Genomic DNA, 12,550 nt, shown 5'->3' on the forward strand with positions numbered 1-12,550 from the left:
AATCGTACTTGACATCTTTCTTTTTTCGGTAGATTACCCTGGTGCTCCCTGCTTGTGCCCCCGTTTCCTCGCCAGCCAGTCCAGTATTTTTGCGCTCTATTACCACCTTGCATACCCGCCACGTAGACCTGGTATTGCAAGAAAGTTTCTGGCGGGAATTGCTGCTCACCTGGAGCTTTTTGCCGGTCACTCTGGCAGACGGCGGCGAGTACACACCCAGAATGCAGACGGTGATTGCCCGCCTTAACCCTGAAGCGCGGGCCAGGGCGCTGTCGGGGATGGTGCTGCTGCTTGAGGACGTAGACCGGCCTACACCCAACGAGTGCCTCATCAGCGTGGATGCCCAGACCAGTGAGGTGAGCATCCGCATTTTTGGGCGTTTTCTAACTGATATTCAGAGTACATCCGAGTGGATTTTGCGCCAGTTGATGACGGCAGGTCAGGTCTTCATCATTACGCCGCACACCCGCTGCTTCATTGCGCTAGATACCGGCGGCCAGCGAACCGACCTGACCACCGGGCGGGCCATGCCACTGCGTCACCGCCTCTGGCACGGCTTTTACCAGGAGAATGTCTATAACATCAACGTTACCAGTATGGTGATCACCCTGACGCTGATGGTGGTGCTGTTCACTTCACCCACCGAAGCGCACTCGGCGCTGGGAAAATTCTATGGCCTGTGCGAGCGGATTTTATCTGCCGCGCTGATGAACGTCTTTTTGCTGCTCAGCCAGTTTTATGTGTACCGGAAGGGCCGCCGCGTTCTGGAGTGGGAAAAGCCGTAACTTTCTGAGCCGCCTCAGACATTGACATCAATCAATCTGAGACGCATCTTATATCTATGGATTTCGATACGAGTGCAGAGTTGTTTAAGGCTCTTGCCGACCCAAATCGGCTGAAGGTACTGAAACTGCTGGTAAGTCCGCCTGCCAATAGCTGCGCTGGGCCAGGCAGCGTCTGCGCCTGTGACCTGGAAGGGGAACTTGGATTGGCACAGCCGACCGTCAGCCACCACATGAAATTGCTGGTTCGCGCCGGACTGGTCACCGCGACCAAGCGTGGCAAGTGGACAGAGTACACGCTCAATCCCCAGGGCTTTGAACAGGCGTGCGAGTTGCTGGGAGCCTTGCAACAACCAGACTCGAACGCTGCCCCTTGCCCGCCCAAGACCCTGCAAGGGGTTGCATCATGACCCAGACTGTTCCCGCAGTTAGAGCATCTTATAAAAAGATGGTGCTCGCTTGACCATCTTGTTGCCGAGTGGAACAAGTGAAAAGAAAGAGCCAGACGTAGGATGAAGGGGGCGGCGGTGTTTTTCCGACGTGCCCTTCATTCGGAGAAGGGCTCTAGTCGGCGTCGTCTTGTGGGCCGATAGAGGGTCAAGAACACTGAGGTCGTGCTGGTGGTAACGGTATTGCTTCTCTCATCAGGCATATTACAACCGTCTCGGATACGCGGAACTGTAACCCGGCAGCTGCCTACCGTGTAGCCCGTATTCTTTCTTGTGCCCTCCGCTCGGATTAATACGGGACTGCACCGAATCAACCGACAGTCGGTATTCGGAAGGCTTTCATCGCCGAATCTGAAGCGGCGCGGCTCCAAACCATTCGTGGCGGATTTGATTGCGAACAGAGGCTAGGCGTTCATCCAGCCTCGGCCCCTGCTGGGCGGCGCCGCGCAGCCAAAGCGCCCCACCCTGGCCTTTGCCCCAGACCACCTGGGCGTCGGCCTCCAGTGGGGCGCAGGCCAGATGGAACGCGGCGGGCTGTTGCCCCAACCAGACCCCACTACCGACATAGTCCATCCCTCCCCAGACCCCCGCAGCACGGGCTGTTTTCAGGTCGGTAGCGGTATGATCGAAACGCTGAGCATCCAGAAAAACGCGCTGCCCATCGCGGTAAATCGCCACCCGGCTGGCATAACTGCCGAAGGCGAGGCGTTCGCCCATCTGCACCCGGCCACTGGCGAGGCTCTCAGTTAGACCAAATTCGGACGTGGCACTCAGATTGACCTGAATGTCCTGGGCAAATCGGCTGCCCGCAAACGGAATGGTGCGTTCCGGATAATATTCCAACCTGGCTCCGGGGCCAACCTCAAAAAAGATGTGCTGAAGCGCCGCCGCGCCATCTGGCGAAGGCTGTAGCCGCGTGGCCGACTGCGTGAGGATAACCACTGTCGCCCCCTCCCCTACCGTGACCCGGATTTCGCTGTGATCGCCGCCCAGCACCCCGCCTGTCGGATTGACGATAAAAACCATCAATGTGCCGCAGGGCAACTCGAAAGGCCGCACGATCATCAGCGGCGCTTTTTGAAGATCACGCAGCAGCACCGTTTTCTGGCCGCGCCGGGCAAAATGTAAGTCCAGTTGCCCAAACCGGGTACGCGAAAAGAGGGTCAAAATAGGCCAATCCTCGGCGGCGCAACCTCCTTAAATAATAGGTCGTGTTCCAGCCAGGCAATCACGTCCTGCACGCCGGTTCCAGCTTTCAGATTGGTAAAGATGTAAGGGCGCACCTCCTGGCCTGCTGTGCGCTGCGCTCTGGCGTCGGCGTCCATGACGCGCAGGTCTGCACCGACCAGCGGGGCGAGGTCAGTTTTGTTGATCACCAGCAGGTCGGATTGCCGGATGCCGGGGCCACCTTTGCGCGGCACTTTCTCGCCGCCCGACACGTCCAGCACAAACAGCCAGGCGTCCACGAGTTCCGGTGAAAAGCTCGAAGCCAGGTTGTCGCCGCCCGATTCTATAAACAGCAATTCGAGTTCCGGAAACTCCTCTTGCAAAGCGTCGACCGCTTCCTGATTAAGCGAACTGTCTTCACGAATCGCGGTGTGGGGGCAGCCACCTGTCTGCACGCCACGAATGCGCTCGGGGGGCAGGGCGGCGGCGCGGGTCAGAATGCGCTGATCTTCAAAGGTGTAGATGTCGTTGGTAATCACGGCGAGCTGGTAGCGCTCACGCAGCTGACGGCACAGCACTTCGAGCAAAGCGGTTTTTCCGCTGCCCACCGGGCCGCCGACACCAATTTTTAGGGGGGTCATCCATTTACCTCTTCTACGGAGTCCGAGTGAATAGTTTGCAAAAACCGTTCAACTCGAGCAGGGCGAGTGGGGGCCTACCGGGTTCCGGGCGTGAAGTTGGCAACCCGGTGGCCTTGCGGGTGGTTAACGAAATAGGCGGCAGGCTGTGTCAGGTTTGGCTGGATCAGGTTTGGCTGTGTCAGGTTTGGCTGTGTCAGGTTTGGAAGAGTCGTTGTTCAAGAGTGGCCTGCTGCGCCGCAGCGATATCGAGCAGCGGAGAAAAGCCGCCGAGGTCGTTAGGTGTGGCCCTCAGCGCGAAAGTAACGCAGCGCCCCGCCTGCGCCTCACACTGCGCCGCGCAGCGTTGGGCGTCTAGGCCACCGAGTTTCATCAGCCGGGTGGCCGAGGTCACGCGCCCCAGCAGCCAGGACGACACATACGCCTGCACCGTGTCTTCGCGCTCTGCCCCCAGCGCCGAGGCCACCGCGCCAAAACTGGTCGCGTGGTGGCGCGTCGGTGGCAATCTGCTCAGGTCGCCGGGCCACAGATGCAGCGCGGCCCGGCGGAGATTGGCTCCGATTCGCAGGCTGGCCCGCCTTGGCCCCTCGACCAGTTTGAGGTCGTCTAGCAGGGCGTCGAGTTCAGGCAGAGTCGCTGAATCTGCCGACCATGCCAAAGCGCTGGCGGGCGCGTCCTGCCTGCCCCAGCCGTGTGCAAGTTGCCCACACAAGAAAGCAGTCAGGTCGTCTGCCGTTCGCACGTCGCCACGCTGGGTCAGTGTTTCCAGACCGTCGCTAAAGGCGTAAGCCCCGGTGGGGAAAGCCGAATCGGCCAGTTGAAGCAGCCGAAGATTCACAGCTCGTGTTCCCAACTGGGGCGACCCTCAAAGGGCCTGAATTCCCGCGTGAACGGCACGCCCAGCCGCGTGAGCAGAAGTTCGACAGGCGCGTCCCAGAGGGTCAGAAACGTCCCGGAGTCCTCCACGAGGTCGCGGTGCAGGTTACCGATGGCGTGGGCCACCTGCGCCATTTCGCCCAGGGTGCGCGGCGTAATAACGGCCACGTCTTCGGGGGCGGCACGGACGACATAACTCACGTCGCCGCGTGTGTCCAGCAGCGTGCCCGGCGTTAGGACAGTGCCCGTCGGAAAAGCCAGCAGCAGTTCTGTGCCGTCCGGGGCCTGTAGGCGGCGGCGTACCCGGCGGCGATCCACGGCGCTCATTGGAATCTCGATGACTTGACGGGCAACTGGCCCGATGACTGAACCTGCAACCCGCTCCACCGCAGTTTGTAGCGGCGTCAGTGGGCGTTTCAGACCCGCCAGTTTCATCACTGGCCCCTCACGAAATCGTACCAGCCTGCCAGACCCTCCCCGCTGCGACTCGACAGTTCCACGACTTTGACGCCGGGACGGGCCCGGTCGATGTTCTCGCGGCACAGCTCGCGGTCAAAGCCCACCGCGTCGGCGAGGTCCATCTTGGTAATGACCACCACGTCCGCCGTGTTGAACATGGTCGGATACTTCAGCGGCTTGTCCTCACCCTCGGTGGTGGAAATCAGCACGGCGCGGGCCGCTTCACCCAGGTCATAGCTGCTGGGGCAGACCAGATTGCCCACGTTTTCCAAAAACAGCACATCCAGCGCCTCCAGATCAAAGCGCGGCAGCACGTCCCGCACCATCGCCGCGTCGAGGTGACAGACCGTCCCCGTGACAATCTGCTCGGCCTGCGCCCCCCACTGCCGCAGCCGGGCGGCGTCGTTGTCGGTGGCGAGGTCGCCCACGGCCACGGCCATTTTGATGTCGGCGGCGAGGTCACGCAGGGTGCGTTCGAGCAGCGCCGTCTTGCCCGCGCCAGGGCTGGAGGCAAGGTTGATGGCCCGGACGCCCGCCGCCCGAAAGGTCTGGCGGTTCCCGGCGGCGGTGTGATCGTTGGTTTTGAGGATGTTCTGGCGCACGGTAACGATGCGCGGAGCAGTAGTCATGGGGGGGTTCTCTCCTTCAGGCGAGTTCAAGTGAATCGAGTTCCAGTTCGTCGCCCTGAAGCAGCGTGGGCGTCGCCGCGCCGCACAGCGGGCAACGCAGGCCGCGCCGCAATTCCAGCTCGACAGGGCCGTGCTGCGGGCACTCCCCAATTCCGGGCACCCGTTCGATACTCAGGGCGGCGCCCGCCAGCGGCGTGTCCTCGGCGCAGGCCTCAAAGGCGGCGTTCAGCGCTTCGGGAACCACACTCGACCACTGGCCTACGCGCACGGTCAGCGCCGAGGCCCGCGCCGCGCCGTGTTCCCGCATCACCTCGCAGGCAACTTCAATTAGGGACACAGCGATAGAGGCTTCGTGCATCAGAACAGAAAATACTTCTGCGCCAGGGGCAATTCGTCTACCGGTTCACAAGTTACCCGCTCGCCGTTCACGCGCACCTCGTAAGTCTCGGGGTTCACGTCTATGTCGGGCGTTTCGCTGTTGAGCACCATGTCCTTTTTGCCGATGTCGCGGGTATGACTTACAGCGCTGTAGCGGCGGCCCAGGTCGGGCAGGTGGCCGCCTTCGAGTCCGGCCCGTGACACGAAATGCAGGCAGGTCGCGTCCAGCCCGCCGCCGAACGCCGCGAACATCGGGCGCGGGTACACCGGCTGCGGCGTGGGAATACTGGCGTTGGCGTCGCCCATCTGCGCGGCGACCACTAACCCCCCCTTGAGAATCAGACTGGGTTTCGCGCCGAAGAAGGCCGGTTTCCACAGCACCAGATCAGCCAGTTTGCCCACTTCCACGCTGCCGACCTCGTGGCTGATGCCGTGAGCGATTGCCGGATTGATGGTGTACTTGGCGATAAAACGCCGGGCGCGGAAATTGTCGGCGCGTCCGTCCTGCGCCAGGGCCCCGCGCTGCACTTTCATCTTGTGCGCGGTTTGCCACGTCCGGGTAATCACCTCACCTACTCGGCCCATCGCCTGAGAGTCGCTGCTCATCATCGAGAACACGCCCAGGTCATGCAGCACGTCCTCGGCAGCGATCGTCTCGGGGCGAATACGCGACTCGGCAAAACTCACGTCCTCGGGAATGCGCGGCGAGAGGTGATGGCAGACCATCAGCATGTCCAGATGCTCGTGGATGGTATTGACGGTAAACGGCATGGTCGGGTTGGTGCTGCTCGGCAAGACATTGGGCAGCCCCGCCACCTTGATGATGTCCGGTGCGTGCCCGCCCCCGGCTCCCTCGGTGTGGTAGGTGTGGATGGTGCGCCCGGCAAAAGCCCGGATGCTGTCCTCAACGAAGCCCGACTCGTTGAGGGTATCGGTGTGAATAGCGACCTGCACATCGAATTCCTCGGCGACACTAAGCGCGGCGTGAATGGCGGCGGGCGTTGTTCCCCAGTCCTCGTGGAGCTTGAGGCCCAGCGCCCCGGCGCGAATCTGTTCGGCCAGCGGCGGCTGCGTGCTGGCGTTGCCTTTGCCCAGCAGACCAAAATTAAGCGGCAGACCCGCCAGACTTTCAAGCATCCGGTGGATGTGCCACTCGCCCGGCGTGCAGGTGGTCGCAGAGGTGCCCGCCGTAGGGCCGGTGCCGCCGCCGATCATGGTGGTCACGCCCGATTCCAGCGCCGTCCAGCACTGCTGCGGCGCAATGAAATGGATATGGGTGTCCACCCCGCCCGCCGTGAGGATGTGGCCCTCGCCCGCCACGATTTCGGTGCTCGCGCCGATGGTCAGCCCCGGCGTTACGCCGTCCTGGGTGCCAGGGTTACCCGCCTTGCCGATAGCCGTGATGCGCCCGTTCTTGACGCCCACATCGGCCTTGACCACGCCCCAGTGATCGAGGATCAGCGCGTTGGTGATCACCAGATCAGGTACGTCGCTGCTGTCGCGCGTGGCCGTGCTGCTCTGGCCCAGGCCGTCGCGGATCACCTTGCCGCCGCCGAATTTGACCTCCTCGCCGTAGGTGGTCAGGTCTTTTTCGACTTCGATAAGCAGGTCGGTATCGCCCAGGCGCACCCGGTCACCTACCGTAGGGCCGTACAGGTCGGCGTACTGCTGGCGCGTAACCTTCATTCTGCCCCCCCAAAGCCAGCCGCTCTGGCCTGTTCCAGCGCCCGTTGCTGCGTGTCGGGGGCATCGAGTTCGCCGCTCACGAGCGCGTTCATGCCGTAGACCGTTCGTGTGCCGCCCAGTGGCACCAGCGACACCTCACGTTCCTCGCCCGGCTCGAAACGTACAGCGGTTCCGGCGGGAATGTCGAGTCGCTGCCCGTACGCGGCGGCCCGGTCAAAGCGCAGTCCAGCGTTGACTTCAAAAAAGTGAAAGTGACTGCCGACCTGAACCGGGCGGTCAGCCGTGTTGGCCACCATAAGGGCCGTGGCAGGTCTTGCGGCATTGAGTTCAATTTCCCCGCTTTCTAGCAGGTATTCCCCGGCCACCCGGCGACTGGCCGCGCCGCGAATCGGGTCGTGGATGGTGACCAGTTTGGTTCCGTCTGGGAAAGTGCCCTCGACCTGGATGTCGTGGATCATTTCGGGCACGCCATCCAGCACGTCATCCGGCGTCAGGATGGTCGCTCCGTAACCCATCAGGTCTTCCACGCGCCGCCCATCGCGGATGCCTTCAAGAACCTCGGCGGTAATCAGGGCTACGGCCTCGGGATGGTTAAGTTTCAGACCCCTGGCCCGGCGTTCCCTGGCTACGGCCGCCGCCGTATAGATCAGCAGTTTGTCGCGTTCTCGCTCGGTCAGTTGCATTCCGGTGGTTTCCTCCTGATGGGTCTTAAAGGCCGCTCTTTAACTGTTAGCCTATCCCGACACCATTGACCACCATCTCTGAGCTTCTAAACAGGGTACTCGCCTGAGCGGGCCTCTTGCACAAGTCGCCCGGCTCTTCTCATTACGCTCGCTCCTACTCGCCCTGCCTGGCGAAAGTGGGATCTGGGGCGGCCTGACCCCACTTTCGCAAACGGTCTGTTAAGGAAGGAAAGGGCCTATGACCAGCACGTTTGGAAAGTAAAATTGACTTTTTTACCTTTTAAGATTACATTCCGGGCATGATACGCTCTGCGCGGCAGACCCACTCACAGGTCCGCGCGTGGCGGGAACGCTTAGGGATAAAGCCTGCGGAACTGGCCGAGCGGGTGGGCATTACCCGGCAGGCCCTGCACAGTATCGAAACAGGCAGCTATACGCCCAATACCCTGATTGCACTTCAACTGGCGCGGCTCTTTGGCTGCGCGGTCGAGGACCTGTTTATGCTGGGTGAGGCCAAGATACAGGCTACGGCCACGGAGCAAACCGGCATACGCATTGGCGAACGGGTGCGGCTGGCACAGGTCGGTGAGCGCTGGCTGGCCTTTTCAGTGACTGGGCAGGGCGGTCTGACCCAGCAGGCCGACGGTGTAGTGACTGACTTGAATGGCCGTCAGGTCACCGCCGAGCTGTTCAGTGACCTGACCCTGGCCCGCCGGACGGCGGTGCTGGCTGGCTGTGATCCGGCTTTTGCTCTGTTGACCAGCTACGTCTCGCAGCAAGCGGGTAGCCGTCTGCTGCTGGGTTCGGTGTCCAGCAAGGCGGCCTTGCGGGCACTTAGCCGGGGGGAAGCCCACGCCGCAGGCATTCACCTGTTCGACGCTGCGTCGGGCACCTCCAATCTGCCCTTCGTGCAGGAGATATTTTCAGGACAGGACATCCGGCTGTTTACTCTCTGGTCGTGGCAACAAGGCTTGCAAGTCGCGCCAGGAAATCCCAAAGAAATTACCGGCGTCGCCGATCTGTTTCGCCCGGACATCAGGCTGCAAAACCGTGAGCCGGACGCGGGCAGCCGGGGACTGCTAGACGCCTGGTTAGACAGTGCTGGAGTAGACCACCGGGCCAGAACTGGCATCAACGGCTACGGAGATGAGGTGACGACCCCACTAGAAGCGGCCCGGCAAGTCGCCAGTGGCGCGGCGGATGTGGCGCCTGGCCCGCGTTCGGCGGCTGTGGCGCTGGGGCTGGATTTCGTGCCTCTTCAGGTCGAGCGCTTCGATCTGGTGGTTCCGGCCCCTTTTGTGGGTCATCCTGGTGTGCAGGCCCTCTTGAACGTCGTGCAGCAGCCTGCTTTCCAGAGTGAACTCAGAACGCTGGGCGGCTATGACCCTGCCCACGCGGGCGAACTCTGGAAGACCACCGCGTGACCCCTCTGAGGCGAAGATGATGAAGCGCAAGATAACCCTGTTGCTGGCCCTGTGGCTTGGCTCCACGGCGCACGCCGCCAAGCTGACGGTCTTTGCAGCCGCCTCACTGACCGACGCTTTTACTGAGCTGGGCAAAGCGTTCGATGCCACAACGGGCCATACCACGACCTTTCAGTTCGCCGGATCACAGGCCCTGCGCACCCAGATCGAGAACGGGGCGAAGGTGGACGTGTACGCCAGCGCCAACACAGCCCAGTTCGGGCCGCTGGTCAAGGCTGGGCTGCTGAACACGGGCAAACCTTTTGCAAGCAATAGGCTCGCTATCATCGCCCCTAAAAACACTCATCAGGTCACGACCATGCAAGACCTGACGGCTCCCGGCCTAAATATCGTCATTGCCGACAAGACCGTTCCTGTGGGCGAGTACACCCGCCGGATGCTGAGCGCGGTCAACAGCAGCGGCACTTACGGCAACGACTTCTCGGCCCGTTTCCTGAAAAATGTGGTCAGCGAGGAACCCAACGCGCGTCAGGTGGCTTTGAAAGTGCAGCTGGGCGAGGCCGACGCCGCCGTGGTCTACAGCACCGACGTGACGCCTAAGCTGAAGCCCAGCGTCAGAATGATCGCTCTGCCCACCCGCTTCAACCAGAATGCCAGCTATCTCATCGGCACCCTGAAGGGCGCGGCGAATGCCCAGGCAGCGCAAGCCTTTTTGAGTTATGTGCTCTCACCCGAGGGGCAGACAATTCTACACAGATGGGGCTTCGGTAAGCCGCAGTAAACCGCAAAAAGGATCTGGAGGAACTCAGATGACAATCAGCCCCCGTAACGCCCCGAACGGCAAAATCCTGAAAATCACCCCTGGGGCAGTCCACGTGCAAATGGCGTACGAACTTGCGGACGAAGAGTTCAATACCTGGGTCATTCCCCTCACTGCGGCCAAGAACGATGCCTTGCCCTGGTTTATGCGGTCTGGCGCAAACGACCACTACTGTTTTCTCGCGGGGCGCCCTCAAGCTGGCGTTCGCCAATGAGGGTATGGTAATGGATTACGAACAGGACGGTCAGCCGCTTGAAGGGGGCGTCGGGCTAATGGCCCTTGGTGAACACAACAGTGAGCGCTGTATCGGCTACCTGATGACTTTGCAGGTACCCCACGCTGAGTCCTGACCAGCGCCGTCCGTCTCCCCTGCCGGTGCTGCTGGGCGCCGTGTTGATGCTGTTTCTGGTGGTGCCGGTCTTCGTGTTGCTCGGCCAAGGCCTGGGAACCGGTTTCTGGCCGACGTTGCGGAGTCGGGCTGTGCAAGACGCCCTGCGTGTCAGTCTGCTGACCACTGGAATAACCCTGCTGCTGACGCTTGGGCTGGTGACGCCAGTGGCGTGGCTGCTGGCCCGCCGAGAGTTCCCCGGCAAAAAGGTGCTCGACACTCTGCTCGACCTGCCCATCGTGCTGCCTCCGGTGGTGGCGGGCGTGGGCCTGCTGTTGACCTTCGGGCGGCAGGGACTACTGGGGAAACCGCTGGCGCTGGCAGGCATCAGTCTGGCCTTTTCTCCGGCGGCGGTGGTGCTGGCCCAGTTGTTTGTCTCGGCTCCCTTCTACCTGCGAACCGCCAAGGCTGGCTTCAGCGCAGTTGAGCGCGACGCCGAGGAGGCCGCCCGCACAGACGGCGCGGGACACTGGCAGGTGTTCAGGTTTATCACCTGGCCGCTGGCCTTCCCCTTCTTGCTCGAAGGTCTGGTCCTGGCCTGGGCGCGGGCGATGGGTGAATTTGGGGCAACCATCTTGTTCGCCGGATCGTTGCAGGGAAAAACGCGCACCATTACGCTCGCCATTTATTCCGCGGTGGAAAGTGATCTGGCCCCGGCCCTGGTGCTTAGCGCCGTGATGGTGGTCGTGGCCTTTGGGGTTCTGTTTGCGGTGCGGCTCGTGTCGCAAAGGCAATAACCTCAGCACCTGACAGCTTGAGATAAATGCTGTATAGAACGTAGAAAAAACAACGGAGGGCAGTTCATATGGGGTATGAGAGCTTCCCGAACTGACCTGACCACTGTTGACACGTTCACCGCTTGTCTCAAAGAGAGCACCGTACCCGGCCCTCTACGCTGCGTTGCTGAGGTCATCCTGGGCATCTTGCAGGCTGAATCCACTCTCCACCGCAAGATTGCCCTTCACATCAGCTGGGTAGCCACCATAACGGACTCCATAACCCGGATGGTGGCACGGGTGTTCCATGATGCCAGTCTCTCCCAGAAGGATGTGCAAGACATCCTGCTCCCCAGGACTTCCGCAAAGTCGGTTCAATTTTGAACCCGGATCAAATTGCTTCTGATGCATCACCGGAAAAGCCCGTTCCTGTCGCTCTGTGATATTCAATTCTGAGCCATATATTCTGTTTATAACATAATTCATTTTATTCATTCTTCAGTTTTGCGACTTTGCGGTTGCCCTGCCTGCTCCCCCTTCTTCCTGCCGGAAAACTCAAGCTTGTTAGGGACAGAACGAACTGGAAGCTCGGTCAGCGTCTTTGCAACTTGAACTCGCCATTTCCACTCTACGAGTACGTTGGGTAAGAGCCATGCACTGTAGTGCAAGTCTTTCAGAGGACTGGAGTGGGGCAGGCTTGCTAGGCTGAGGTGGTGGTGCGAAGCCAACGGTCAGGAAACCATACGGTCAGCCGACTGACGGTTCATGTCGTGTGGTCGACGAAGTACCGACATCCGGTGTTGGTGGGCGACATCAAGCCGCGCTGTCGGGAACTGTTGATTCAGATGTGCAAGGCGCAGGACGTGAAGATTCTGAAAGGGGTCATCAGCAGTGACCATGTGCATATGCGTGTGGGATATCCACCGAAGTTAGCCGTCAGTGACCTGGTGAAGCGAATGAAAGGGCGGACATCACGGTTATTGCAAGACGAGTATCCGAAGCTGAAGAAACAGTTTTGGGGACAGCATTTTTGGGGAGGGGAATATGGTGCGTGGAGTACAGGCCATATCACAGAGGAAATGGTGCAGGAATATTTAGAGCATCACCGAAACCTTGATGATTCGGATGACTCGGCGTTTATTTTGGAGGAGTGAAGGGGTGTAACCTGGCGGCCTGACAAACTTTATGAGAAATTGTCCCCGATAGGGGACAATTTCTGTTGGTGACAACAAAACTGCTCCTCGGGGACGTTCCCCGACTCTACCAGAATGTTCGCCCCTTCCTCAGTCCCCTCCTTTGGAACGATGTCCGCAATGCGGATACCTGTGCCTGGCTCGTTGCAGGGTGCTTGGAAAGCCAGGTCTGCTCTCTCCCTGCGTGGGTGAGCGGTCGAATCTCGAAAGCGCAGATCGCGCAAAGCCGAGAGGTTCAGGCCCGCAGGTTCCTGGAGAACCC

Annotated in this window: 16 protein-coding genes and 1 pseudogene; 9 read left to right on the forward strand and 8 right to left on the reverse strand. The window is 60.8% G+C overall.

The annotated features are described in order from the left end of the window. Positions 1–107 precede the first annotated feature (107 nt). Together QZ269_RS04575 and QZ269_RS04580 are read left to right on the forward strand one after the other, a co-directional pair. Entirely contained in the window at positions 108–785 is a 678-nt protein-coding gene (locus QZ269_RS04575) for a hypothetical protein (protein ID WP_291424766.1), read from the forward strand. Between the two features lie 56 nt (positions 786–841). Next, on the forward strand, positions 842–1,192 hold the full coding sequence (locus QZ269_RS04580; RefSeq protein ID WP_291424768.1) for a helix-turn-helix transcriptional regulator: 351 nt from the start codon (positions 842–844) through the stop codon (positions 1,190–1,192). 378 nt (positions 1,193–1,570) lie between these two features. Here the strand turns inward: QZ269_RS04580 and QZ269_RS04585 are convergent, their stop codons facing one another. The 8 genes from QZ269_RS04585 to QZ269_RS04620 all read right to left on the reverse strand — a co-directional run bounded on the left by QZ269_RS04585 (position 1,571) and on the right by QZ269_RS04620 (position 7,747). Beyond that, the gene (locus QZ269_RS04585) at positions 1,571–2,398 is read right to left on the reverse strand and encodes an urease accessory protein UreD (RefSeq protein ID WP_291424770.1); all 828 of its coding nucleotides are present in this window, start codon (positions 2,396–2,398) and stop codon (positions 1,571–1,573) included. Further along, positions 2,395–3,039: an urease accessory protein UreG gene (ureG, locus tag QZ269_RS04590; RefSeq protein ID WP_291424772.1), complete on the reverse strand. Its 645-nt coding sequence runs from the start codon at positions 3,037–3,039 to the stop codon at positions 2,395–2,397. The genes QZ269_RS04585 and ureG overlap by 4 nt, the downstream gene beginning before the upstream one ends. Positions 3,040–3,232: 193 nt before the next feature. After that, positions 3,233–3,874 (reverse strand): urease accessory protein UreF, encoded by a 642-nt coding sequence (locus QZ269_RS04595; RefSeq protein WP_291424774.1) that lies wholly within the window; start codon positions 3,872–3,874, stop codon positions 3,233–3,235. Continuing rightward, positions 3,871–4,347, reverse strand: a complete 477-nt coding sequence (gene ureE, locus QZ269_RS04600) for an urease accessory protein UreE (RefSeq protein ID WP_291424776.1) — start codon at positions 4,345–4,347, stop codon at positions 3,871–3,873. The genes QZ269_RS04595 and ureE overlap by 4 nt, the downstream gene beginning before the upstream one ends. Next, the gene (gene hypB, locus QZ269_RS04605; RefSeq protein ID WP_291424778.1) at positions 4,347–5,000 is read right to left on the reverse strand and encodes a hydrogenase nickel incorporation protein HypB; all 654 of its coding nucleotides are present in this window, start codon (positions 4,998–5,000) and stop codon (positions 4,347–4,349) included. Before hypB ends, ureE begins: the two co-directional genes overlap by 1 nt. A gap of 16 nt (positions 5,001–5,016) precedes the next feature. Then, positions 5,017–5,358, reverse strand: coding sequence for a hydrogenase maturation nickel metallochaperone HypA (locus QZ269_RS04610; RefSeq protein WP_291424780.1), 342 nt, complete (start codon positions 5,356–5,358; stop codon positions 5,017–5,019). Next, positions 5,358–7,064 (reverse strand): urease subunit alpha, encoded by a 1,707-nt coding sequence (gene ureC, locus QZ269_RS04615; RefSeq protein ID WP_291424782.1) that lies wholly within the window; start codon positions 7,062–7,064, stop codon positions 5,358–5,360. The genes QZ269_RS04610 and ureC overlap by 1 nt, the downstream gene beginning before the upstream one ends. After that, entirely contained in the window at positions 7,061–7,747 is a 687-nt protein-coding gene (locus QZ269_RS04620) for an urease subunit gamma (protein WP_291424784.1), read from the reverse strand. Before QZ269_RS04620 ends, ureC begins: the two co-directional genes overlap by 4 nt. A 299-nt stretch (positions 7,748–8,046) precedes the next feature. On the opposite strand from QZ269_RS04620, the gene QZ269_RS04625 reads away from it, so the two are divergent. The 7 genes and pseudogenes from QZ269_RS04625 to tnpA all read left to right on the forward strand — a co-directional run bounded on the left by QZ269_RS04625 (position 8,047) and on the right by tnpA (position 12,249). After that, the gene (locus QZ269_RS04625; protein ID WP_291424786.1) at positions 8,047–9,171 is read left to right on the forward strand and encodes a substrate-binding domain-containing protein; all 1,125 of its coding nucleotides are present in this window, start codon (positions 8,047–8,049) and stop codon (positions 9,169–9,171) included. 19 nt (positions 9,172–9,190) lie between these two features. Further along, positions 9,191–9,952, forward strand: a complete 762-nt coding sequence (gene modA, locus QZ269_RS04630) for a molybdate ABC transporter substrate-binding protein (protein WP_367272209.1) — start codon at positions 9,191–9,193, stop codon at positions 9,950–9,952. A 28-nt stretch (positions 9,953–9,980) separates the two neighbouring features. Then, a complete protein-coding gene (locus QZ269_RS04635; protein ID WP_291424790.1) occupies positions 9,981–10,205 on the forward strand; it encodes a hypothetical protein in 225 nt (74 codons plus the stop codon). A 10-nt stretch (positions 10,206–10,215) separates the two neighbouring features. After that, entirely contained in the window at positions 10,216–10,341 is a 126-nt protein-coding gene (locus tag QZ269_RS04640) for a hypothetical protein (RefSeq protein WP_291424792.1), read from the forward strand. A gap of 46 nt (positions 10,342–10,387) precedes the next feature. After that, the gene (locus QZ269_RS04645) at positions 10,388–11,116 is read left to right on the forward strand and encodes an ABC transporter permease (RefSeq protein WP_291424794.1); all 729 of its coding nucleotides are present in this window, start codon (positions 10,388–10,390) and stop codon (positions 11,114–11,116) included. A 174-nt stretch (positions 11,117–11,290) separates the two neighbouring features. Beyond that, positions 11,291–11,449 (forward strand): annotated as a pseudogene (locus QZ269_RS04650) (IS4 family transposase); the annotation flags it as partial. Positions 11,450–11,811: 362 nt separating this feature from the next. Next, positions 11,812–12,249, forward strand: coding sequence for an IS200/IS605 family transposase (gene tnpA, locus QZ269_RS04655; protein ID WP_291424795.1), 438 nt, complete (start codon positions 11,812–11,814; stop codon positions 12,247–12,249). Positions 12,250–12,550: the final 301 nt, after the last annotated feature.

It is taken from the genome of Deinococcus sp., assembly GCF_018260405.1.
In the GTDB taxonomy this organism is placed as follows: Bacteria; Deinococcota; Deinococci; order Deinococcales; family Deinococcaceae; genus Deinococcus.

Excerpts from the sequence above, each read along its gene's own strand:
- QZ269_RS04580 (WP_291424768.1), top strand. The coding sequence starts at position 842 with ATGGATTTCGATACGAGTGCAGAGTTGTTTAAGGCTCTTGCCGACCCA.
- ureG (WP_291424772.1), bottom strand. The coding sequence starts at position 3,039 with ATGACCCCCCTAAAAATTGGTGTCGGCGGCCCGGTGGGCAGCGGAAAA.
- ureE (WP_291424776.1), bottom strand. The coding sequence starts at position 4,347 with ATGAAACTGGCGGGTCTGAAACGCCCACTGACGCCGCTACAAACTGCG.
- hypB (WP_291424778.1), bottom strand. The coding sequence starts at position 5,000 with ATGACTACTGCTCCGCGCATCGTTACCGTGCGCCAGAACATCCTCAAA.
- QZ269_RS04610 (WP_291424780.1), bottom strand. The coding sequence starts at position 5,358 with ATGCACGAAGCCTCTATCGCTGTGTCCCTAATTGAAGTTGCCTGCGAG.
- ureC (WP_291424782.1), bottom strand. The coding sequence starts at position 7,064 with ATGAAGGTTACGCGCCAGCAGTACGCCGACCTGTACGGCCCTACGGTA.
- QZ269_RS04620 (WP_291424784.1), bottom strand. The coding sequence starts at position 7,747 with ATGCAACTGACCGAGCGAGAACGCGACAAACTGCTGATCTATACGGCG.
- QZ269_RS04625 (WP_291424786.1), top strand. The coding sequence starts at position 8,047 with ATGATACGCTCTGCGCGGCAGACCCACTCACAGGTCCGCGCGTGGCGG.
- modA (WP_367272209.1), top strand. The coding sequence starts at position 9,191 with ATGAAGCGCAAGATAACCCTGTTGCTGGCCCTGTGGCTTGGCTCCACG.
- QZ269_RS04635 (WP_291424790.1), top strand. The coding sequence starts at position 9,981 with ATGACAATCAGCCCCCGTAACGCCCCGAACGGCAAAATCCTGAAAATC.
- QZ269_RS04640 (WP_291424792.1), top strand. The coding sequence starts at position 10,216 with ATGGATTACGAACAGGACGGTCAGCCGCTTGAAGGGGGCGTCGGGCTA.
- QZ269_RS04645 (WP_291424794.1), top strand. The coding sequence starts at position 10,388 with ATGCTGTTTCTGGTGGTGCCGGTCTTCGTGTTGCTCGGCCAAGGCCTG.